This is a genomic window from Microbacterium sp. (genome assembly GCF_047606385.1).
Taxonomy (GTDB): domain Bacteria; phylum Actinomycetota; class Actinomycetes; order Actinomycetales; family Microbacteriaceae; genus Microbacterium.
Genome location: NZ_JASGEL010000032.1, coordinates 30546 through 53073, shown reverse-complemented (window position 1 = coordinate 53073; position 22528 = coordinate 30546). Strand labels below are relative to the sequence as shown.

Sequence of the window (22528 nt, the reverse complement as noted above, 5' to 3'; positions counted from 1 at the left end):
GTCGACGGCGAGCGCGCCGACGGCGACCAGCCCGAGTCCGAGCGCGACGGCGCCGCCCATCGCCGGCGCGCCGGTCGTCGCGAGATCGCCCGCCGTGGCGCCGGTGGAGCTCGGCGAGGCGGATGCGGTCGCGGTCGGCGTCGGCGAGGCGGTGATCTCGACGTTCACCGTGACGCCGTCGTCGCCGTAGTCGTCGGCCCGGGCGTCCGCGGGGAGGGCGAGCACGCCCGCCGCGGCCAGCCCGGTCAGCAGCAGGGCCGTCGTCAGCACACCGGCCCGGCTGAGCTCGCGCCGGGTGCGCGCGGGTGCGCCGGCGGAGTCGCCGGGGACGGTCTCCCGCGCCTCGGCGCGCGCCTGCTCGATCATGCGCTCGGTCCGGCGGCGGGTGCGGCGGCGGTCCCACCAGAAGCCGGCGACCAGGGCGGCGGCGATCAGCAGCGTCACGAGCTGCGACCACGGGATCGCCAGGCCGACGCCGCTGGCGGTGCCCGGGGTCACGGTGTCGGCGATCGGGATGTCGGCGGAGACGGCGGCGGGGGTCGCGGTGACGTCGGCGGAGTAGAACAGCGCCGGCAGCGCATGGGCGATCGTCACCGTGCCGGAGCGGCTCTCCCCCGGCGCCAGCTCGGCGATCGTGTCCCCGTCGACGGTCGTCGCGCCGATGCCGAACGCACCGGCGACGTCGACGGTCGGGTCGACGCTGACCCGGGTGTTGCCGGTGTTGGAGACCGTGTAGCCGACGGTGAGGGTGCCGGTCTCGAACGGGTTGATCGAACCGGCGTAGTCGACCCCGGTGACGGTGGTCGCGACGCTCGTGACCAGGTCGCCGGAGACGCGGACCATGACGCGGAAGCCGACACGCGACTCCACGCCGACGGTGCCGCTGCCGGAGGTGATGGCGGCGGCGACGCCCGCCGCGTGGTCGCCGGGTGTGGCGTTGTCCGGCACCGTGACCGTGAAGGGGACGACGACGGACGCGCCGCCGTCGACCTCGACGCTGTCCTGGATGTCGATCCAGGTGCCGGCGTCGGTGGACTCCGCGTCGGAGGTGAGCATGTTGAAGCGCCCGGTGTCGGTGAAGTAGCCGTCCGCGCCGTACGTGGTGAAGGTCACCGCCTGGTCGCTGAGGTTCGTGATGATCATGTACTGGGTGACGGTCGTGCCGGGGTCCATGTCCAGCTCGACCCAGGTGCGGCCGTCGGCCGTCGTTCCGTCGCTGGGGCTGACCGACCAGGTCACCGATCCGTCGTCGTCGGCCTGGGCGGTGCCGGCGCCGAACAGCGCCGCCGCCGCGACGACGGCGACGACGGCGGCGAGGCGGGCGAGGAAGGTCTTCATGTCTTCTCCATCGAAGGACGAACGATGCGCGACGGACGACGAATGGCGCACCGGGTGAGGATGGTACGCCGGGGACGGTGGCATCGGCCACCGTCCCCGGCGGGTCGGGTCACTCGAACAGCGACAGGGTGAGCACGGAGGTGTAGCTGCCGGCGGCGGTGGTCGTGGCCGGCACCTTCAGGTCCAGGCTGGCGGTGGCGCTGTAGACGCCGGCGAAGTCGCCGGACGCGGCGTCGGCCGAGCTGGGTGCGAGGTAGAGCAGCTCCAGGTCGGACAGACCGGTGCCGCCGTCGGCGGCGCCGTCGACGTCGCCGCCGACCGAGACCGTGCCGTCGCCGGCGTCGTCGACCAGCGACGGCGACCAGCCCAGGTAGCTCGACGAGATGCTGTGGGTGCCGTCGCTGAAGTCACTGGCCGTGCCCAGCACGTACCAGTACGCGTCCTCGTCGATGTCGACGAGGTTGCGCGTGTCGGTGACGGTCACGGTCGGCAGGGTGCCGGTGAACTCGCGATAGTCGGCGTCGGAGCTGGTGACCTCGGTGAGGCTGGTCGAGTCGCCGTCCACGGTCAGCGACAGCGTCCCGGTCTGGCTGACGTCGACGTTGACGGTCACGTCCTGGTCGCCGTAGTTCGTGTCGTCGGCGGCGAACGCGGCGGCCGAGCCGGCCGAGGCGAGCACGAGCGCGCCGAAGGCGACGGCGCCGGTGCGGAGGAGGGTCGAGCGCTTCATGATGAGTTTCTCCAATGAGAGATAGTGGGTTGTATCGGGCAGGGTGGGGGTGACGCGTGGGGCGGCGGGTGCCGCCCCACGGAGTCGGGTTCAGTAGTCGGTCGTGGTGGTGGTGGTCACCGCGGTGCCGGAGACGGTCCCGGTCGCCGTCACGGTGACGGTGCCGGTCGGCGTCGCCGACGACTTCGTGTTCTGCGAGACGCTCACCGACTTGCCGGCGGCGACGTTCGTGAACGTCTTGTCGCCGTACGGGGTCGACACGGTGATGGTCGCGGCGACGCTGGAGTTGTTCGTGACCTTCGTCGTGACGTACTTGTACGAACCGATCGTCTGCACCGACACGGTCGTGGCGGTGTCGATCGTCGGCGCCTTGGAGACCAGGATGTTCCCGGTGTAGGTGGTGCCGGCGACCGGGGTGAACGCCACGCCGTCGATCGAGGCGACGCCGTTGAACGTCGAGGAGTCGTCGACCGTGAGGCTGGTCACGTACGAGTCGCCGGTGACGTTCCAGGTCGAGCCGTTCGTCAGGTTGACGATGACGCCGCCGTTGATCGGCGCGGTCACGGTGTTGGTCACGTTGCCGATGCGCTCGTAGTTCGCCTCGTTGACCGTGCCGTCGTGCACGGCGGTGGTCGTGGAGATGCGGCCGGTCACGGAGCTGCCGGACAGGTTGACCACGAGGTTCTTCGAGACGGTCGCGCCGTTGAAGAAGTCACCCGTCACGTCGGTGTCCGTCAGGTTCGTGGTGGTGCGCGCCGTCAGCGAGGCGTTGGCCCGCGTGGCCGCCGTGGTGGTCTGCGAGACGCTGGTCGGGTCGGTGTAGCTGCCGCCGGGGCCCGGGTCGTCCTGGTTCATGACCTGCACGATCACGCCGTTGGCCGCGGACAGCGACGGCGACTCCTCGTCGTCACCGGTCACGTTGTAGGTCGTGGTGCCGGTCTGCGACTTGTCCTCGAACAGCGCGTTGGCCGTGTTGACGACCGTGCCGCCGTCGACGGTCACCGTGTTGTTGCCGGCCCACGTCATGAACCCGTACTTGGCCGAGGTCAGCGTGGAGGTCTGCTCGGTCAGCGACGCCAGGTCGTCATCGGTCAGGCCGATGCCGTAGGAGGTGTTCAGCGCCGAGACGCTGTCGCTGTCGCTGTCGCCGACGTGGAGCACGTTGTCGCCGTTCGCGGAGATGGAGAGGTAGCTGGCCACGTCGAAGTCGGTGCCGAGGTACTCGCCGGTGGCCGCGCCGATCAGGTAGGTGCCGTAGCCCGAGTCGAGCGTCGAGACGTCGCTGTTGATCGCCGTCAGCTTCACGTTCGAGCCGGAGTCGGTGGACAGCGCGCCCCAGTCCTCGGCGGTGATGCTCGTGTTGAGGTAGGTCGCCTTGCTGTTCGCGCCCAGCAGCAGCGTGGCGCGGTTCGTGCCCTCGAGGCCCAGCATCCAGGGAGCGGCGATCATCGTCGCCGGGGTGACGTTGGCGACGTAGTCGCTCGGCAGGGTGCCGCCGGAGACGTCGATGTCGGAGTTCTTCACCACGACGTTGGCGCCGCCGTCGGAGATGATGGCCGTGCGCACGACGCCCGCGTTGTCGAGGTCGAGCCCGTCGATGGTGAGGTTGGCGCCGTTGTCGCCGACGATCGCGGCGCCCGCGCTGGCGAAGTCGTCGCGGCCGTCGCCGGTGAAGGAGATCACGGGGTTCAGCAGCGAGTAGGTGGTGCCGTCGACCCAGACACCGTTGAAGGTGGAGCCGGTGGAGGTCAGCACCAGGCCGTCGGCGCTGGAGTCGGTGGGGGTCGCACCCAGGGTCCAGCTCGCCGGGACCGACAGGTCGGAGTTGATGCCGCTCGAGTCGACGTAGAGGGCCTGGCGGATGGGGAAGACGTAGCCCTGCGTCTCGGTGTGCTGCGTGGTGACGGTCAGCACGACGCCGTCGTCCCCCTCGCTGACGTAGTCGCCCGGCTGCAGCCAGCCGGTGACGTCCTCGATCGAGTCGTAGGCCTGGCCGGTCTCGACGCCGTCGACGGTGAGGGTCACGTCGTAGCCGCTGGGGGCGTACAGGTAGCCGCCGTCGCCGATGATGAGCTCGTCCAGAGCGGTGGTGGTGCTGATCGTGCAGGTGTCGCCCGCGGCGACCGTGAGCACGCCGTCCGTGATGCCGCTGCTGCTGTCGCCGCAGCTGAGGCCGTCGGCGAACGCGGCGACCGGCACGAGGGCGAACGAGCCCCCGACGACGGCAGTGGCTGCGGCGAGGGCCACCATGCGGCGGCGGCGCCGAGGCTGCCGGGGCCGCACGAATGCGGAGCCCTGTGTGATCGATTCGAACATCTTTGTCCTCCCTGTGATCGCGTTGCAGTCTTTGCATCGCGTGGTATTGGCAGGTTCACGGTAGGAGGGACATCTTCGGGCGGCGCTCACGATCGTGCGCATAGTAGGTATCGTCGGGCTCTGCTTGAGCGGAGCGCGGCCCTGTGCATCGCCGGCCGCGGGCTACAGGCGGCTCTCGCCGCCGTCCACCAGCAGCGTCTGCCCGGTGATGAACCCGGCGTCGTCGGAGACGAGGAAGGCGACCGCGGCGGCGATGTCGTCGGGCTCGCCGGTGCGGGGCACGGCCTGGCGGCCGCGGACGAGCGCGAAATGCTCCTCGGGGATGTCGCGTCGCGCGTTCTCGGTGCCGGTCAGGCCGGGCGCCACGGCGTTGACCGTGATGCCGTCGCCGCCGAGCTCGGTCGACAGCCCGCGCACGAGGCCGGTGAGCGCGCCCTTGCTGGCGACGTAGTGGCTCATGCCGGGCGGCGGCGCGAAGTAGCTGGAGGAGGTGATGACCACGATCCGGCCCCAGCCCGCCGCCCGCATGCCGGGGAGGGTCGCGCGCACCAGATGGAAGGCGCCGTCGACGTTGACGCGGAAGGTGCGGTCCCAGTCCCCCGGGTCGAGGTCGGCGAACGGCGCGACCTTCTGGAACGCCGCGCAGTGGACGACGACGACCGGCGTGCCGAGGCCGGTGCCGACCCGGTCGACGGCGGATGCCACGGCCGCCGCGTCCGCCAGGTCGCATGCCACCTCCAGCACCCCGTCGCGTGGGGCGTCGGGCGCGATGAGGTCGAGGCTCGCGACGGCCAGGCCCGCGGCACGCAGCCGGGCGACGATCGCCGCGCCGATCCCGCGCGCGCCTCCGGTGACGACGGCTGTCCGCATCCGCATCCTCCGATCAGTCCGACGCGACGGTTCCCCCGTCGATGACGATGGTCTGGCCGCTGACGAACGCCCCGCCGGGCGAGGCGAGCCAGACGACCGCCGCGGCGACCTCGGCAGGGGTGCCGAAGCGGCGCAGCGGCGTCTTCGCGAGGCGCACCTCGGCGGCCTTCGGGTCGGCGGTGATCGGCCGCGCGAACTCGGTCGCGATGACCCCCGGGGCCAGCGCGTTGGCGCGGATGCCGCGCGGTCCCCACTGCACGGCGATGTTGCGCGCGAGCTGCGCGTTCGCGGCCTTCGTGATCCCGTATCCGCCGATGACCTTGTTGCCGCGCAGCCCCGAGAGGCTCGACATGATCAGGAACAGGCCGCCGCCGGCGTCCGCCATCGCCGGCAGCGCGAAGCCTGCCAGCCGCAGCACCGAGCGCACGTGGAGGTCGAACATCCGGTCGAGCCGGTCGAGCGCGACGTCCGAGCCGAGCTCGTCGAGGTCGTCGTCGAGCGCGAAGCCGGCGTTGGCGAAGACCGTGTCGAGCCGGCCCCACCGTTCCAGGGCGAGGCGTACGAGGGACGCCGCGGCATCCGGATCGGTCAGATCGCTCACGACCCCGACCGCCTCGTAGCCGAGGTCGCGGATCTCGGCCGCCGCCTGCTCGGGCGACGGCTCGGCGAGCCCCGCGACGACGACGCGGGCACCGGCGGCGGCCAGCGCCTCGGCACACGCCCGGCCGATGCCCCCGGCGCCGCCGGTGACGATCGCCACCTGGCCGGTGCAGGAGAACAGGGCGTCCGGGCTCAGCGCGCTCACCGCTCGGCCAGCTCCCAGTGGTTGACGTTGATGGTGGCCGGGTCCTTGGCGAGGTAGCGGTGGAAGCGTCCCTCGGGGTCGCGGTCGGCGATGATCTGCTGGAGCTTGGCCCAGTTCGCAGGCGCCATGAACTTCAGCTGCCGGTTGGTCATGTCCGAGTCGCCCAGGTACTGGCCGGCCGTGACGGGCTCGGCGTGCGCGAACACCTCGTCGACCCAGGCGCGGTTGCGGGCGAACTCGGCCGGGTCCTCGTACACCGTGTACGCGGCGACGTAGGCGTCGGTGTGCAGCGAGAAGGCCATGTCCGCCAGCGCGCGGCGCGGGGCGTTGCTCATCCAGATCGCGAAGCCGCGATCTGTGGGGTTCGTGGTGAACAGCGGGCGGATGCCGTCGACCATCGCCGCGATGCCCTCCGGCGTGTTCTCGCCGTCGATCCACGCGTTGTCGCAGATGTACTGCCAGTGCTCCGGGTTGTTGCGCAGCTGCTCCTCGCGCTGCTCGACCAGCGTGGAGGGGGCGGCGTCCTGCACGAACACGGCGCGATCGAGGACCGGACTCGTGTTGAACTCGGCGAGCGAGGCACGGGCGTGCTCCTCGTCGTCGCCGAAGGCCAGGCCCGTGACGAGGAACAGGCGCCGCTCGGCGGTCGTCTCGGCGGGCAGCCCGTCGACCAGCACGGGCTCCTGCGCGAGCACGGCGTCGGCGTCGTCGGGCAGGGGCACCGGCACGGACACACAGACGATCTCGACGTTGTCGGGGATGCGGTGGTGCGCCTGGTACATCCAGGTCATGACCTCGGTGAAGTCCTCGAGCTCGTAGCCGTGCACGGTGTGGGCGAGGGCCCCGAACTTCGGGCGGGTGTTGAGGTGGAATCGCACCACGATGCCGGGGAAGGAGGGTCCGGCGCCCCGCGCGGCCCAGTACAGGTCGCTGTTCTGCTCGGCATCCGCGCGGACGAGCTCACCGTCGGCGGTGACCACGTCGACCGCGACGACGCTCTCCGCGGCCCAGCCCCAGCCGCGCTGGTTCCAGCCCTGTCCACCCTGCAGCAAGAAACCGCCGATGCCCACCGTGGGGCAATGGCCGCCGTTGAAGAACCGGCCCCGCTCCTCCAGGTAGGGCGAGAGCACCTCGCCGCCCTTGGTGGCAGGGCCGGCGCTGACGATGTGCGTCGCCTCGTCGTAGCTGATGTCGGTGAGCGCGCCGAGGTCGATGAGCAGGCCGCCGTCGCGGACGCTCCACGCCGCCCACGCGTGACCGCCGGAACGGACCGCGACCGTCCAGCCGTTCTGGATCGCGAGCCTCACGCCCTTCTGCACGTCGTCGACGTTCGCCGCGATGAGGACGGCGTCGGGCTGCCGGTCGGGGCGGCGCCCGTTGAAGACGCGACCGACGCGCGCGTCGTCCCAGTCGGCGTCGGTGGGCAGCACCAGGCGGCCGTCGAAGGCGGGGGCGGTGGTGGGGGCTGAAGTCATCGTCGAGCTCCGTCGTTCTCATCGGGTCACGGCATCGTGGCGGGCCGGCGGCATGCGCCCGTCCGCTATCGACAGTAGGGAGCCGACGGGGCAGGATGAACGCCCCGAACGGGATACCAGCTATCGCACGGTCACGCGGGTGGTGACGAACAGCAGGAGGCGCGGCTCGACGTCGCGGTCAGTCGCGCAGCAGATCGTGCCAGGACATGGCGACCGAGACCCGTGCCACCGAGCTGTAGGAACGCAGCGACGTGCCGAGCAGACGCTCGATCCGCTCGACGCGCTGCTTCACCGTGTTCGGATGCAGGTGCAGCCGCTGCCCGCAGACGACCGCGCTGCCGTCCGCATCGAGGAACGCGCGCAGCGTGGCCAGCAGCTCGGTGCGGTGGTCGGCGTCGTACCGGCGCACCGGGCCCAGCACGTCGTCGACGAGCCGCGCCGCCTCGGCGGGATCGAGCGACGCCGCGAGGTCGGCGAGACCCTTGACCTCGGATGCCGGCACCGGCGCGCCACGGGCGATCGACAGGTGCGCCGCCGCGCTGGCGCGCTCGAGCACCTCGCGCAGCAGGTGCCTGCGGTCGAAGCGCTCGCCGACGCCGACGCCCCCGATCCCGTCGAGCGCCAGCATCCGGGCGGCGACTCCCGCGGCGGCGCCGTCGTCGTGGCAGAGCACCACCACGCGGCGCTCGATGTCGGCCGCCGCGATGACCGTGGCCCCCAGCGGCAGCCGCGTCAACGTCCGCAGCGCACGGTACGCGGCGACGTCGTCGACGCACTCGCCCACCAGCAGGACCAGCGGCGGATTTCGGAGCAGCCCCAGGACCGCCGCCGCATCCTGGACGGCGAGCTCCGGGGCGCCCAGGCACAGCCGGCGCAGCGCGGCGCCGGCGGACACGGCGCTGTCGGCCCGGGCCCGGGACTCTCGGTCGAACGCCACGGCCACCGCGGCGGCGACGGTCTCGGCGACGGTGTCCGACGGCGGCGTCGGCAGGTCGGAGACGAGCTGCGCCGTGGCATCGGCCACCTCCAACGGCGCCGACCACCCGTCCGTCGCCGGCGCCGCATCCCCGCTCGCGCCCTGCTCGACGCGCACGGTCAAGGTGGCGCCCGTCGCCGCGCCCGCCGCGTCCAGCACCGCGGGCAGCGGATCGGCGCGATCGGCGCGCAGCGCGTCGAGCGTCCCCCGGGCGACCTGCACGGCGGTCCGCGCCTCCGCCCCTCGCGCGGCCTCCTGGGCGAGCTGATCCGCGAGCTGCGCGCTGCGGCCGCTCAGGGCGTCGGCGCGCGCGCCGATGTCCAGCGCGAGGGCCAGGCGGTGGCCGATCGTCACGAGCCCCTCACGCTCCGCGTCGTCCAGGACGTGCCGGCGTCGCCAGTACAGGGTCAGCACCCCGAGCGTGCGGCCGGCGCTGATCATCGGCACCGCGACCATCGAGCGCATCGTGAAGCCGGTCCGCGTCGCGTTGGCGATCTCCGCCACGACCTGGATCGTGCCTCCCAGGAACGCCTCGGCGCTGGGGCTGCGTGGCCCCGGCTGCACCGCGCTGCTGCGGATGTCGCTCAGATCGATCACCTCGGCGCGCATCCCGGCGGCATGCTCGGCGGTGAGCCCTTCGATGCCGTGGACGGCCGCGACCCGCAGGGCGGTGCCGCCGGCATCTGGGATGCGGATGGCGCCCATGTCGCAGCCGACCAGGTCGACGGCCTTGGCGGCGAGCAGCTGGATGAGCTGATCGCGCCCGCGCAGCCCGCCGCCGTCGAGGACGGCTTCCAGCAGCACGTCGACGTATCGCGAAGCGAACGGCATCTCCATGGGATCACCTGTCGTCATCAACATCAAATTCGAAGGATGATGACGATTTTGACATATCCGCCGGATCGCTCGGTTCCTACGCTCGACACCACTCCCTCCTGCTCACGCAGTCCACCACGACACAGAAGCTGGTCCCATGTCCTCTCCCACACCCGGTCGGCTGACCGAGGCGCGCCACGGCTGGCGCACACTGCTGGGCTCCACACTCGGCATCGCCGTCGGCATCGGCTCCATCCCGCTGTACACGAACTCGATCCTGTTCCAGAACCTCGAAGACGAGTTCGGGTGGCAGGAGAGCTCACTGACGCTCGTCTTCCTGATCTGCAATCTCGTGCTGGCCGTCGCGTCGCCGTTCGCGGGACGCGTCGTGGACGCGATCGGCTCCCGCAAGCCGGCCCTCGTGTCGGCGCTCGTGCTCGGCGTCAGCTATCTCGTGCTGGCGATCGCGCCGGAGAGCTTCCCGCTCTACGTCGTCACGCAGATCCTGGTGTATCTGGCAGCGGCCTGCTCGGCGGCCGTCGCCTATGCGCGGCTGGTCACCGGCTCGTTCGACCTCATGCGGGGTCTCGCCCTCGGCGTCATGAACACCGGTCCGGCCCTCGTCGCGATGGTGCTGCCGGCCGTGGCCGCATCCGCTCTCGGCGCCGGCGGGATCCGGGGGGCGTACGTGACCCTCGGCCTCATCTGCGTGGTCGGCGGGATCATCACCTTCGCGTTGATCCCCCGCCGTGCGGACACGATGGCGCCGGATGCCGCCGGCCCCGCGGCGGCGCTGACCGCGGCCGTCCCGCAGGTCGTGCGCAAGCTCGAGGTCAACCGCACACTGGTCACGATGTGCGCGGCCTTCTTCCTGGTGGCGTTCGCGACGATCGGCACGATCGAGCTGCTGTTCGGCCTGCTGCTCGAGGTCGGCGCCACGGAGGACGAGGCGATCGCCATGCTCGGCTCGCTGGGCCTCGTGATGCTGATCGTGCGGCTCGCCATCGGCGCCCTGCTGGACTGGCTGCCGGTGACCTGGGTCGCGGCGACCGCATTCGTGATCTGCGCGGTGGGCCTGGCCGCCCTGGGCCTGGTCGGCGCGCCGGTCGCGGTGGTCGCCGTGCTCGCCCTCGGGCTGGCACTCGGATCGGAGACCGACATCATGGCCGTGTTCGTCTCGCGTTACACGAGCAGGCGCGTCTTCGGTCGCGTGTTCGGCATCGGCTCGTTCGCGTTCGGCCTCGGTGCCGCCGCCGGTCCGTACCTGCTGTCGCTGGTGCACGAGGGCTCGGGATCCCCCGCGGCCCCGCTGCTGCTGGCCGCCGCCGCGCTCGTGGTCGCCGCCGTGCTGTTCGCGAGCGTGCGGCAGATCCGTCCGACCGCTGCGCAGCGGCTCCGTGACGACGTCGCCTTCGACGAGCCCGCCGCCGTCTGACCCGTTCCACCCCCAGAAGGAGAAACACCATGAGCGACACCGTGCTCACCACCCAGACCACGCCGTGGGGCGACGAAGAGCTGCGGCGGCGCAATCGCGCGACCATCGAGAAGTACTTCGCGATGGGCGGCAACCGCACCGGTCGCCACCTGCTGTTCGCCGAGGACGGCGCCGGCGGGCTCTACACGACCGACACCGGCGAGCCCATCCAGTCGGTGGGTCACGAGGCGCTGGCCGCCGCCGACGAGTGGAACAACACCTACTTCTCGGACTGGTCGTGGTCCAACGTGGAGATCTTCGAGACGCAGGACCCGAACCGGTTCTGGGTCGAGTGCGACGGCGGCGGCGTCGTCCACTTCACCGCCTACCCGGCGGGGCGCTACGAGAACCACTACATCCACTCGTTCCAGATGAACGATGGGCTCATCCAGACCTACTGGGAGTACATGAACCCCTGCTCGGAGATGCGGGCGTTGGGGATCGAGGTTCCCCGGGTCGAGCGCGGCTGAGGGCTCATGCGGCGAGGTCGTATCTGGCTCTGCCACCGAGGCGCGGGGTGCGGTCGGGGTCGAGCCACGGCGGCGGGATGAACCACACCCCGGCGTGGACGCCGGTCCCGTCGATGCGGATCTCCCAGCCGTCGTCGTGGACCCGATGGTGACAGGCGGTGCACAGCAGGATCCCGTTGTCGAGGTCGGTTCTGCCCCGGTCGCGTTTCCACCAGTCGATGTGATGGACGACCGTCACCCCGGGCGGGGCTCCGCAGAACGCGCAGCCACCGTCCCGCTCTGCCAGCGCCAGCTTCTGCGCCGGGCTGAACAGGCGCCGCGCCCGCCCGAAGTCGAGGACCTCGCTGTCGCCGCCCAGCACGCACGGGATGATCTGCGCGTCCGCGGCCATCCGCCGGGCCGTCCCCGCGCTCACCGGCGCGTCGATCCCGTCGATGGTCGCCGTGCCGCGGCCGGACTCGAGATCCTCCAGGCTCATCCGGACCACCACCGTCGTCGAGGGGCCGGTCGGGATCTCCGCGCATCCGATCGCGTGGCGGCACAGGTCCGCGAGCGCATCGGCGCGGATCTGCGCGACGGTGCGGGTGTCCTCCGCAGCGCCGTCCGCGGGCAGGTCCTCGCCGTCGCGCGGGCGACCGGCGGCGTCCGTCCCACCGTCGTCGCCCGCCATGCACGCGAGCCGGTTCTTCACCGCCTTCTCACGACGGCGCAGCGCACCGGTGACCTGACCTTCGAGCGCCGCGACGATCGGCGCGCCGCTGACCGGGTCGTACCTCCCCGACAGGATCAGCATCCCGAACCGGTCCTGCCGGATCGACAGCGTGCGCTCTCCACGCCGCTCCTGGTCCCGCGGCTCCGCCCCGTCCGGGTCCAGAATCGCCTCGGCCCGCAACAGCAGCCTGTTCAGCTGGTCCGCCGACAACCCGGGCGCGGCTTCCACCAGCCGCTGCTCCATCTGCTCGACGACGGCGGGGTCCGCCCGCAGGGCGACCCGGTCCAGCACCGTGATGATCATCCCCGCCGCCAGCGCGCCGAGGGTCGCGGCCTGCACCGCCGCCGCCACATGCGGATGCTTCGCCGGACGCGTCTGCTCCGTCAACGTCGACCGCGACGCCGTCGCCTCCCCCACCGCGATGGCCCGCGCCGCCTCGCCGGCGCTCGTCCCCGTCACCGTGGCGATCATCTGAACCGGCGACCGGAACCCGTTCCGCCTCGCCAGCGAATCATGCCCCAGCTCGGGACGGGACTGCCGGGCCACCTCCGCCGCCACGGGCAGATAGGCGGCATCCACCGCCCGCAGTAGCACACCGAACGCCTCGTTCACCCCGACCAGGTCGCCCGGCGCGAGGCCGGCGACCTGCCCGTCCGGGCACAGCCGGCGGACGCGCTCCAGCGCCTCTGCTGCGATGGCCAACGGATCCTTCATGGGAACAAGTCTACGAATATCCTCCGACATCGGATCGAACAAAAGACCTATCTGTGGAGAACCCCGCTCTCTCCACGGCGAGCCCGAATTCAGACGAGGGAGGCGCCGCCGTCGACGAACAGGGTGTGCCCCGTGACGAAGGTCGCCGTCATCAGAAAGGTGTACGCGTCTCCGACCTCCGGGATCGTCGCAGTCCGCTTGAGCGGGAGGGAGCCCGCCATCTGCCGCGCGGTCGCGTCGAGGTCGGTGGGGGAAAGATGTCGCCACAGCGGAGTGGGTGTCCAGGCGGGGGCGACGGCGTTGACGCGCACGTCCGGTGCGAGCTCGATGGCGAGCCCGCGCACCATGGTGCTGATGGCCTGGTTTCCGATGAGCGCGCCGGAGGCAGTGGACGGGGTGCCGCCGGCCCCGGCGGTGAGCGTGACGCTTCCGCCGGCTCGCAGGTGACGGGCCGCGGCACGCACGAGGGCGAGATTGGCGAGGAACTTCCCGTCCACTGTCGTCTTGATCTCGTCGAACGAGGCGGTGAGGAATCCGCCTCCCATGGCGCCGCCGACGGTGGAGACCAGATGGTCGATGTCGCCGATCCGCGCGAAGAGGGATGCCGCGGTCCCCGCCTCCGCGACGTCGGCCGCGTGCCCGGTGACGGCGGCGCCGGTGGCGTCGCCGATCTCGGCCACGACGCGCCGCAGTTTGTCCGCATCCCGACCGACGACCACGACCGACGCGCCCGCGGCGGCGGCACGGGTCGCAACCTCACGCCCGAACCCGGAAGTGCCGCCGACGACCGCGACGACCGCGTCCGTGAGTGCGCTCACGGTCATGCGGCCACCCCCGACGCCCGGGCGACGGCACCGACGGCGATGGCGGCGACGCCGTCCATGCGGCGGAACGCGCGCAGGTGCCCGGAGGCATCGGCCGCTGCGAAGCACTGCTGCAGGGCATCCTGCCGTGCGAGGTCAGTGGCGAGGTCGAGCAGGTGCTGCGCGCCGTCGGCGTCAAGGGTGCGGTACATGCGAGTAGCCATGTTCGTCGACTCCGCGTCGCCTACCGTACGCGGGCGGTCAGAGCCGTGACCTGGTCGAGCAGCGTCCGGACCTCGGCCTCGCGTCGCTCGAGCGGAGTGAAGGATCCGTCGTCGCCGAACTCGGTGAAGATCGACATCGCGACCTGGGCGCGCACGTCGTACATCCGCAGGTTCGCGACGATCTGACGCCACTGCTCGACGGCACGCACGCCGCCATCGGTGCCGTACGAGACGAAGCCGACCACCTTCTCCGCCCACTCCGGGGCGAGGGTGTCCACCGCGTTCTTGAACACGCCGGGCACGCCGTGGTTGTACTCGGGGGTGACGAACACGAAGCCGTCGCAGGCCGCGACCGCCCGGCTCCACAGCTGCGCCTCCGGGGAGTCGTACCGACCTCCCGCGGCGGCCGGCGGCATCGGGGCGGTGAGCAGCGGCAGGTCGAAGGTCTTGAGGTCGAGCACCTCGACATCGACGCCATGGTCACGGGAGATGCGCTCGACCCAGCGCCCGACACGCTCTCCCTTGCGCCCTTCGCGGATGGATCCGATGACGATCCCGATCTTCATGGCACGGTCCTCTCACCCGATGATCTAATCGGTTACAGGTGCAAGTATCACACAAAGTGATTACAGGTGCAAGTAAATGCAATACACTGGTCGCATGGACGAGACCCGATGGCTGAGCGACGATCAGGCCGATGCCTGGCTGGGGCTGGTCGCGCTGTTCGAGGTGCTGCCGGCGGCCCTGGACGCACAGCTGATCCGCGACGCGCAGCTGACGTTCTTCGAGTTCCTCACCCTCGCACAGCTGGCCGAGGTGCCCGATCGCGAGCTGCGGCTCACCGACCTCGCCGCCGGCGTGAACGCGTCGCTGCCCCGTATCTCGCGCGTCGCGGCGCGCCTGGAGGAGGACGGCTACGTCGAGCGCGTCCGTAACCAGTCGGATGCCCGCTCCCGGCACGTGCGCCTGACGGATGCCGGCTGGGCCAAGCTCGCCAGCGCCTCGCCCGGGCATATCCGGGACGTGAACCGGTACTTCGTCGATGCTCTCACCGCTGAGCAGATGACCCAGCTGACACGCATCTGCGATCAGATGCTCGGTGTCCTCGATCCCGACGGGCGGGTCCTCGCCGCGACCATGCGGGGCGAGAGCGGCCGACCCGCACTCTCCCGGGCACCTCAGCCGGCAGAACGAGGAGTGAACAGGTCGCAGCCATCATGAACCGCCGCGAATGCTGCCGCCGATAACCCTGGACAGATTGTCGCCAATCCGGCAAACATGGAACCGCGCCCGTGTGTCGAGACGACGCACGGCGCACAGATCCCTCAGAGCGAAGGAGCAGCGATGGTCGATCTCGCGCCGGAATCCGATCGGGTAGTCGTAGGGGTGACGGGGGCGACGGGCGTGGTCTACGCGGTACGTGCTCTCGACGTCCTCCGTGAGCTCGGATACGAGTCGCACCTGATCGTGACGAAATCCGCCGCATTGACCCGCGCGTACGAGACGGATCTGAGCAAGGACGATCTGGAGTCGCACGCGGACGTCGTCTATCACCACACGGATGTCGGCGCGCCGCTGTCCTCGGGGTCGTTCCGCACGAAGGGGATGCTGATCGCCCCCACGTCGATGCGCACGCTGGGTGAGATCGCGACCGGGGTCACATCGTCGCTGGTCTCGCGTGCGGCCGACGTGACCTTGAAGGAACGGCGCCCGCTCGTGCTCATGGTGCGCGAGACTCCGTTGAACCTCATCCATCTGCGCAACATGGTGACGGTGACCGAGGCAGGCGCGACGGTCTTCCCGCCGGTGCCGGCGTTCTACTCGCGGCCTTCGACGATCGAGGAGATCGTGGATCAGTCGGTGGGTCGCGCGCTGGATCAGCTCGGCATCCACACCGACATCTACCCGCGGTGGGACGCCACGTTGCGGGAGAGCGTGCGCAACGGGAATCTCGACGCCGCCGGCAGCGAGGAGGATTGAGATGGTCGTCGCGACGTCGAAGAACCAGCCGGTCGCGGAGGCGCCGAAGGCGGCGGTCAAAGACCTGCGTGAGGGCATCGAGCTGCTCAAGACGCTGGATGGCCAGTTCGTGTCCACCGACGTGGAAGTGGATCCGCAGGCCGAGCTCGCCGGCGTGTACCGGAAGGTCGGCGCCGGCGGCACGGTCATGCGCCCCACCCGGGTGGGTCCCGCGATGCTGTTCGAGAACGTGAAGGGATACGACATCCCGGTCATCGTCGGCGTGCTCGCCTCCCGGAAGCGCATCGCGGCGTTCATGGGTGCCGACGAGAAGCACCTCGGCCGGCACATGCTCAACGCGATGCACCACGCCAAGGACCCCGTCCTCGTGGACGAGGCCGCCTGCCAGGAGCAGGTGCACCTGGCGACGGACGCCGACTTCGACCTGCGTACGTTGCTGCCCGCGCCGACGAACACCCCGGAGGATGCGGGCCCGTACTTCTGCATGGCGGTGCTGCGCGGCACCGACCCGGACACCGGACAGCACGACGTGACGATCCACCGGCTGTGCGTGCAGGGCAGGGATGAGATCTCGGTCTTCATGCAGACGGGCCGGCACATCGGGATGATGTACGAGAAGTACGACGCCAAGGGCGAACCGATGCCGATCACGATCTCGATGGGCATCTCGCCGGTCGAGTACATGGCGATCTCCTTCGAGCCGCCGTCCACGCCGTACGGCTTCGACGAGCTCGAGTTCGCCGGGGGACTCACCGGCTCGCCCGTCGAGCTGGTCAAAGCGAAGACGGTCGAGGAGTATGCGATGGCGTCCGCGGAGATCGTCATCGAAGGCCACATCCTGCCGTCACGGCGGGTCGCGGAGGACCAGCACACGAACACGGGATTCGCGATGCCCGAGTTCCCCGGCTACGACGGCACGGCGAACCCGTCGCTGCCGGTCATCAAGGTCACCGCGGTCACGACGCGCACGGACCCGATCCTGCAGACCCTGGTGGGGCCGGGCGAGGAGCACGTCTCGCTCGCCGGCATCCCCACCGAGGGATCCCTGGTCCAGGCGCTCGAGGACGCCCTCCCCGGGTTCGTGAAGAACGTGTACTCGCACTCCGCCGGCGGCGGGAAGTACGTCGGGATCCTGCAGGTCCACAAGCGCGACCACAACGACCAGGGCCGTGAGCGTCAGGCGGCGCTGGTCGCGTTCGGCGCGTTCCCCGAGATGAAGCACATCATCCTGGTGGACGACGACGTCGACATCTTCGACACCGACGACGTGCTGTGGGCGATGACGACCCGGTTCCAGGCCGAACGCTCGGTCATCCCGATCCCGGGCGTGCGCTGCCATCCGCTCGATCCCTCGGCGGATCCCGAGTTCCTGTGGACGAACTTCGACCACGGCATCTCCACCAAGGTGATCTTCGACTGCACCGTGCCGTGGGAGCTGCGCGACAAGTTCATCCGCGCTCCGTTCCAGGACGTGGACGTGACCCGCTTCCTGCCCGACTGGACCGGCGCCTGACGCGTCGAGGCGACGGAGGGGTCCACGCGCACCGCGACGGAAAGGGGCTCACCGACATGAGCGGCCGCCATCCCTGGTCGCGGTTCCGGCACTCGCGGTTCCTCCCCGCCACGGTCATCACCGGCATCCTCGCGGTGGCGGCGGGACTCTTCGCCGGGTCGTACACCTATGCCTCCGCCGACCCGCAGCCGCAGTATGTCCCGGTCGCCCTGGTCGGCGACGTCGACACGGACACCGAGACGTTCCTCGACGACATCGACGACGCGCTCGAGGGAGCCCTGCAGATCCGAAGCTTCTCCAGCGCGAGCGACGCCCGCGAGGCCCTCGACGACCAGGACGTGTTCGCGGTCTTCGACGTCACATCGGATCAGGGCATCACCGTCTGGATCTCGACCGCCTCGGGCACCTCCGTGGCGTCGGCGCTGGAGAGCGCGATCGCCGCGGTCGTCGAGAGCGACCAGCTCACCGTCACGGTCACCGACCTGCATCCGCTGCAGGACACCGACCCGCACGGGCTCACCCTGTTCTACATGACGATCGCCGCAGTCGTCGTCGGATTCGTCGGGGCCGTGCAGCTGGGCGTCAACGCGCGCGCCCTCTGCCCCTGGGAGCGCATCGGATTCACCGCGGCGTACGCGATCCTCGCCGGCTTCGCGATCGTCGCCGCGGTCGACCTGGTCCTGGGCGCACTCGATCTGCCCGTGTGGGAATCGTGGGGCATCCTCGCGCTGACGATGTTCACCTGCGGCATGGTCTACACGCTGTTCAACGACCTGTTCGGCCGCTGGGCCATGATCCCGACCTGGGCGCTGATGATCCTGCTCGGAAACCCCTCCTCCGGCGGGGCCGTCGCGTGGCCCCTGCTGCCGACGTGGCTCGCGATCATCGGCGGCTGGCTGCCGCCCGGCGCCTCGATCAACGCCCAGCACACCGCCGTGTACTTCCCCGACCACCAGCATGCCTGGCCGTTCCTGGTGCTGATCGGTTGGGCCGTGCTGGCCACGGTGCTCTATCTCGTCCGCGTGCGCCTCCGACGAGGCGGCCCGGCGTCGACGCCCCCGGGCCAGGACGGCGCGGCCTGAGCAACGGCGTCTGAGCCATCCGCGACAGAACGGAGACATCCGCGCCACGCGGCCCAGTACAGCTAGAGCCCCCGCTCCAGCTCCCCTCCCAACGCGGACGCCACGGCCTTCAGGAGCGGGACGGCTTCCGCGATCGTCTCTTCCGTGAGGCGCGTCGAGGGCGCGGAGATGGAGACCGCCCCGCGTGCCGGGCTTCCCGGCAACGCCACCGCGACACAGCTGACACCGACCTCCTGCTCATTGATGTCGGTCGCGTAGCCCACCACCCTCACCCGCTCGATCTCCCGGGCCATCTCCGCGGCGCTCGCGATGGTGTGCACGGTGTGCGTGCGGTAGGAGAGCCGCGCCATGAGCTCCGCCGCGGCATCCGGTCGGTGTGTCGCCAGGATCGCCTTGCCGACGGCGGTGCAGTGAAGATCGGCGCGGTGCCCCACCTCGGTGAACATCCGCATCCCGTGTCGCCCCGGCGCCTGCGCGACGTAGATGACCTCCAACCCGTCCATCAGAGCGAAGTTCGCACTCTCGCCGAGGCGGTCGGAGAGCACGCGCAGATGCGGATTCGCCCAGGAGTTGACCAATCGGCTCGCCACGTCGCCCAGCCTGACCAGTCGGGGACCCAGCGCATACGTACGGGAGGGCTCCTGCCGGGCATAGCCCAGACCGGCCAGGGAGCGGAGCAGACGATGGATCGTCGGCACGGGAAGATCGCATGCCGCAGCCAGCTCCGTGATGCTCGCCGAACCGTCGCGATCCGCGATCGCCTCGAGGATACGGAACGCCCGCGCGAGGCTCTGCACACCGCCGGAGCGGGAATCGCGCTCGGCCACATCATCCACCATGTCGACACCTTATCTCGCATCGTGAAAACCCCCGTCGGAAGCCCGTGTCGCGTCTTCGCTATAAGAACCGCCGATGGCACCCATCGATCGACGACCCCTCGTCTTCTGTTCCGCACTGTGGAATTCTAAATCTGCTTGGCGAAATATTTTGCCGACATCGAAGCCACCGGCTTCTGGCGAAGGAGTTCAAAGATGAATTCACGAAAGACACGTCGTCCCCTCGGCCGCGCCGCGAGTCGAACCGCTGCGGCCGGCATCGCCGCAGCGCTCGCCGTCGCGATCGCAGGATGCGGCGGCTCGTCGGGAGACTCCTCGGCGAGCGGAGAGCTGACGCAGGTCACCATCACCGTTCCCGTCGCGATCGGCGATTTCGCCCCCGTCCAATACGCGTTGGTGAACGGATACTTCGAGGCGGAAGGCATCGACGCGGACGTTCAGGTGCTCTCCTCCGCGCAGAGTCCGAGCGCGCTCGCCGGCGGTTCCGTCCAGTTCGTGGTCAGCGCCGCTCCCGGGCACGATGCGATCGCCGTCGCCGGCGCGGCGAAGGTCCTCGGCACCTACGCGGAGGTGCCGGATTCCGAGCTCGTGGCCGTGCAGGGAATCGACTCGATCGCGGATCTGAAAGGTCACACCTTCGCGGCGAGCGCGCCGGGCTCGTACAGCGACATCATGACGCAGAAGGGGCTCGCGACGGCGGGACTCACGTCCGCCGATGTGACGATGCTGCCGTTCGCCGATCTCGGAGCAACGGTCGCCGCGCTGGAATCGGGTCAGGTGGACGCCTCCGTGCTCTCCGAGCCCACCACCAGCGCCGTCCTCGCCGCCGCGCCGGGGTCGTCCGTCATCCTGGACTATCTGACCAGCGGGATCGTGTGGAACCAGGCCGGCATCTACGGCAACGCGGACTGGGTGTCCGCCCACCCGGACGCCACCCAGGGCGTGATCGACGCGCTCGACAAGGCCATCAAAGCATGGGAGAGCGATCCGGCCGGCGCCGAGCAGGTCCTCACGGACTTCACGAACGCCGCCGATGCGCAGGCGCTGTACGAGCACACCTTGAAGGTCTTCAGCGACGGCGTCCAGCCGGTGTCGCAGGAGATCCAGGAGTCCGTCCTGCAGGCGCTGGCGGACGCGGGCAACACGGCCGCCGATCCGTCCAACTGGCAGGCGGTCGTCGACAACAGCTTCGCGGAGAACCTGAAGTAGATGCGCGCCTCGCAGCCTGTCATCGCCGTCCACTTTCCGCAGATGACGGAACTGCCCGCATCGCTGCGGGCACGCCATCCCGAGATGACGGTCGTGGACGTGGGCGAGCACGACGAGCTGATCGATCTCGCGGACTCCGTCGAGGTGTACCTCACGACGGGTGTGGGATTGAGCCCGGACGTCGTGCGCGCGCTGCCCCGCCTGCGCTGGATCCAGGCGGTCGTGAGCGGAACCGATCAGCTCCGCGACGCGATGACCGCCCGTCCCGACGTGCTCGTGACGTCCGCCGCCGGCATCCACGCCGCCCAGATGAGCGAGATGGTGCTCATGCACATGCTGGGACTGTCCCGTCGCATCCGCGACCTCGTGCATCATCAGGACGCCCACGCCTGGCGGAGACTGCCGCAGGCGGTGCTGGACGGCAAGACCGTGGGCATCGTCGGTCTCGGGGCGAGCGGGGCGCGACTGGCCGCGCTGTGCGCGCTGCTCGGGATGACGGTGCTCGGCATCAACCGCAGCGGCACGCCGGTGGCCGGCGTCGACCGTCTGTACCGTCTCGACGAGCTCACAGACCTCGCGGCCGACGTGGACTTCCTGGTTCTGCTGATACCGGAGACACCCGAGACGCATCGGGTCGTCGACGCCTCCGTCTTCGCCGCGATGAAGCCGACGAGCTTCGTGATCAACCTGGCGCGCGGAGGCGTGCTCGTCGAGCACGATCTCATCCAGGCGTTGGAGACGGGACAGATCGCAGGCGCCGGCATCGATGTGGCCGACCCCGAGCCCCTCGCGCCCACGAGCCCGCTGTGGGACCTGCCGGGAGTCCTGGTCACTCCCCACCTCGCGGGTCAGAGCGACCGCTATATCGAGCTGCTCCTGGATCGGGTCGTCGAGCCGAACCTCGCGGCGTACCTGAACGACGACCACGACGCGCTGCTGAACGTCGTCGCGGCCGGCTTCACTCGAAAGGACGGCGACTGATGCACGTGCGACAGGTCGACTTCGCGAACCGCCCCGTCTCGGATGCGGAGCTGCACCGGCGCACGCAGGCGATCCTGCACGGCATGGCGCGGGAGCAGCTCGATGCGCTCGTCGTCTACGGCTCGACGGACGATCTCGGCGGCTACGTGCGCTACCTCATCGACCTTCCGGCGGGAGGCTACGGGACCGCCGTGATCCTGACCGCCGACGGCGACGTCGTCGTGATCTCGCACGGGGCGATCGACGGCGACGTCGAGCTGCCCGCCGGTCACGGCGGCCTGATGCGGGGTGCCAGCCGCATCGTCTCCTTTCCGTACTTCCCGACGGCGTCCTACACGGCGCAGACGCCCGGCAGGTTGGCGGCCCGGGCGCTCGCCCGTCTGCGTCGTGGCCGGATCGGGCTGGCCGGCAGGGGATGGATGCCGTCGGCATTCGAAGCCGCTCTGGCGGACGAGCTGCCAGGGGCCACGCTGGTGGACGCGTCCGAGGTCATCGACCGCGTGAAAGCGATCAAGTCGGATGAGGAGATCGACCTCGTCGTCGAGTGCGCAGGGATTCAAGACCGGGCCATGGCTGCGGCGATGGCCGCCATCGCACCCGGCGTGCGGCAGCGGGACATCGCGGAGGTCGCCCGTCGCGCCTGCATCGCAGAAGGCGCGGAGGCCGGCATCGTCCTCGTCGGATCCGGCCCCGCCGGCACGGGCTGGAGCCTGTCCCCGCGGCACGGGCAGAACCGCGTCGTCGAGGACGGGGACATGGTCGCGATCCTGATCGAGATGGACGGGCCGGGAGGCATCTTCGCCGAGCTCGGCAGGACCGCGATCCTCGGCGACGTGCCCGACGCCGTCGCGCGGGAGTACCGCCTCGCGGACGAGGCCCAGCGCTTCACTCTCGATCTGCTGACTCCGGGTGCGTCGTGTTCGAACGTGTGGGCGGAGTACAACGCCTATCTGACCGGGATCGGGCGCCCCGTGGAGCAGCGGGTGCACTGCCACGGACAGGGCGTGGACCTGGTCGAACGCCCCATCGTGCGCTTCGACGAACCGATGGAGATCGAGGCCGGGATGAACCTCACCTGCCACCCGACCTGGGTGCACGACGGGATCTTCTCCTGGACCTGCGACAACTACGTCATCTCGTCTCGGGGCGCAGGTCAGAGCGTCCACCGGACCCCCCAGGGCATCCATGTCCTCGCATAGTCAGG

The 22528-nt window shown here is 70.4% G+C and carries 21 protein-coding genes; 9 read left to right on the top strand and 12 right to left on the bottom strand.

Annotation, left to right across the window (positions count from 1 at the left end; translation table 11 throughout):
- The 7 genes from QM626_RS03830 to QM626_RS03800 all read right to left on the bottom strand — a co-directional run.
- Positions 1–1338: WxL protein peptidoglycan domain-containing protein (locus QM626_RS03830; RefSeq protein WP_415074152.1), on the bottom strand; the 1338-nt coding region annotated here is incomplete at its 3' end.
- A 109-nt stretch (positions 1339–1447) separates the two neighbouring features.
- Positions 1448–2068, bottom strand: coding sequence for a hypothetical protein (locus tag QM626_RS03825; protein WP_415074150.1), 621 nt, complete (start codon positions 2066–2068; stop codon positions 1448–1450).
- A gap of 90 nt (positions 2069–2158) precedes the next feature.
- Complete coding sequence (locus QM626_RS03820) at positions 2159–4384, bottom strand: beta strand repeat-containing protein (protein ID WP_415074148.1); 2226 nt, start codon at positions 4382–4384, stop codon at positions 2159–2161.
- 162 nt (positions 4385–4546) lie between these two features.
- The gene (locus QM626_RS03815; RefSeq protein WP_415074146.1) at positions 4547–5254 is read right to left on the bottom strand and encodes an SDR family NAD(P)-dependent oxidoreductase; all 708 of its coding nucleotides are present in this window, start codon (positions 5252–5254) and stop codon (positions 4547–4549) included.
- Positions 5255–5267: 13 nt separating this feature from the next.
- Complete coding sequence (locus QM626_RS03810) at positions 5268–6059, bottom strand: SDR family NAD(P)-dependent oxidoreductase (RefSeq protein WP_415074144.1); 792 nt, start codon at positions 6057–6059, stop codon at positions 5268–5270.
- The gene (locus QM626_RS03805; RefSeq protein ID WP_415074142.1) at positions 6056–7534 is read right to left on the bottom strand and encodes an FAD-binding oxidoreductase; all 1479 of its coding nucleotides are present in this window, start codon (positions 7532–7534) and stop codon (positions 6056–6058) included. The genes QM626_RS03810 and QM626_RS03805 overlap by 4 nt, the downstream gene beginning before the upstream one ends.
- Positions 7535–7712: 178 nt before the next feature.
- On the bottom strand, positions 7713–9347 hold the full coding sequence (locus QM626_RS03800; protein WP_415074140.1) for a helix-turn-helix domain-containing protein: 1635 nt from the start codon (positions 9345–9347) through the stop codon (positions 7713–7715).
- Positions 9348–9483: 136 nt separating this feature from the next.
- Between QM626_RS03800 and QM626_RS03795 the strand changes: the two genes are divergently transcribed.
- Together QM626_RS03795 and QM626_RS03790 are read left to right on the top strand one after the other, a co-directional pair.
- A complete protein-coding gene (locus tag QM626_RS03795; protein WP_415074138.1) occupies positions 9484–10761 on the top strand; it encodes an MFS transporter in 1278 nt (425 codons plus the stop codon).
- Positions 10762–10790: 29 nt separating this feature from the next.
- A complete protein-coding gene (locus QM626_RS03790; protein ID WP_415074136.1) occupies positions 10791–11270 on the top strand; it encodes a PhzA/PhzB family protein in 480 nt (159 codons plus the stop codon).
- 4 nt (positions 11271–11274) lie between these two features.
- On the opposite strand, the gene QM626_RS03785 is transcribed toward QM626_RS03790, so the two are convergent.
- From QM626_RS03785 to QM626_RS03770, 4 genes are all read right to left on the bottom strand, one after another.
- Positions 11275–12696 (bottom strand): DUF222 domain-containing protein, encoded by a 1422-nt coding sequence (locus QM626_RS03785; RefSeq protein ID WP_415074134.1) that lies wholly within the window; start codon positions 12694–12696, stop codon positions 11275–11277.
- Between the two features lie 89 nt (positions 12697–12785).
- Positions 12786–13520, bottom strand: coding sequence for an SDR family oxidoreductase (locus QM626_RS03780; protein ID WP_415074132.1), 735 nt, complete (start codon positions 13518–13520; stop codon positions 12786–12788).
- Positions 13517–13711: a heme-binding protein gene (locus QM626_RS03775; protein WP_415074130.1), complete on the bottom strand. Its 195-nt coding sequence runs from the start codon at positions 13709–13711 to the stop codon at positions 13517–13519. Before QM626_RS03775 ends, QM626_RS03780 begins: the two co-directional genes overlap by 4 nt.
- Before the next feature lie 32 nt (positions 13712–13743).
- Positions 13744–14289, bottom strand: a complete 546-nt coding sequence (locus QM626_RS03770; protein WP_415074128.1) for an NADPH-dependent FMN reductase — start codon at positions 14287–14289, stop codon at positions 13744–13746.
- Between the two features lie 94 nt (positions 14290–14383).
- Here QM626_RS03770 and QM626_RS03765 point away from each other — a divergent pair, with 94 nt between their 5' ends.
- The 4 genes from QM626_RS03765 to QM626_RS03750 all read left to right on the top strand — a co-directional run bounded on the left by QM626_RS03765 (position 14384) and on the right by QM626_RS03750 (position 18298).
- A complete protein-coding gene (locus tag QM626_RS03765) occupies positions 14384–14944 on the top strand; it encodes a MarR family winged helix-turn-helix transcriptional regulator (protein WP_415074126.1) in 561 nt (186 codons plus the stop codon).
- Between the two features lie 123 nt (positions 14945–15067).
- A complete protein-coding gene (locus QM626_RS03760; protein ID WP_415074124.1) occupies positions 15068–15703 on the top strand; it encodes a UbiX family flavin prenyltransferase in 636 nt (211 codons plus the stop codon).
- 1 nt (position 15704) lies between these two features.
- Positions 15705–17216 carry a UbiD family decarboxylase gene (locus QM626_RS03755; protein ID WP_415074122.1) on the top strand — a complete coding sequence of 504 codons (1512 nt, stop codon included), beginning with the start codon at positions 15705–15707 and terminating at the stop codon, positions 17214–17216.
- Between the two features lie 56 nt (positions 17217–17272).
- The gene (locus tag QM626_RS03750; RefSeq protein WP_415074120.1) at positions 17273–18298 is read left to right on the top strand and encodes a hypothetical protein; all 1026 of its coding nucleotides are present in this window, start codon (positions 17273–17275) and stop codon (positions 18296–18298) included.
- A 62-nt stretch (positions 18299–18360) separates the two neighbouring features.
- Here QM626_RS03750 and QM626_RS03745 read toward each other — a convergent pair whose 3' ends face one another.
- Positions 18361–19137: an IclR family transcriptional regulator gene (locus QM626_RS03745; protein WP_415074118.1), complete on the bottom strand. Its 777-nt coding sequence runs from the start codon at positions 19135–19137 to the stop codon at positions 18361–18363.
- 192 nt (positions 19138–19329) lie between these two features.
- Between QM626_RS03745 and QM626_RS03740 the strand changes: the two genes are divergently transcribed.
- The 3 genes from QM626_RS03740 to QM626_RS03730 are packed head-to-tail and all read left to right on the top strand — an operon-like array spanning position 19330 to position 22523.
- Positions 19330–20343: an ABC transporter substrate-binding protein gene (locus tag QM626_RS03740; RefSeq protein ID WP_415074116.1), complete on the top strand. Its 1014-nt coding sequence runs from the start codon at positions 19330–19332 to the stop codon at positions 20341–20343.
- Positions 20344–20385: 42 nt separating this feature from the next.
- Positions 20386–21324, top strand: coding sequence for a D-2-hydroxyacid dehydrogenase (locus QM626_RS03735; protein WP_415074114.1), 939 nt, complete (start codon positions 20386–20388; stop codon positions 21322–21324).
- On the top strand, positions 21324–22523 hold the full coding sequence (locus QM626_RS03730; RefSeq protein ID WP_415074112.1) for a M24 family metallopeptidase: 1200 nt from the start codon (positions 21324–21326) through the stop codon (positions 22521–22523). Before QM626_RS03735 ends, QM626_RS03730 begins: the two co-directional genes overlap by 1 nt.
- Positions 22524–22528 lie beyond the last annotated feature (5 nt).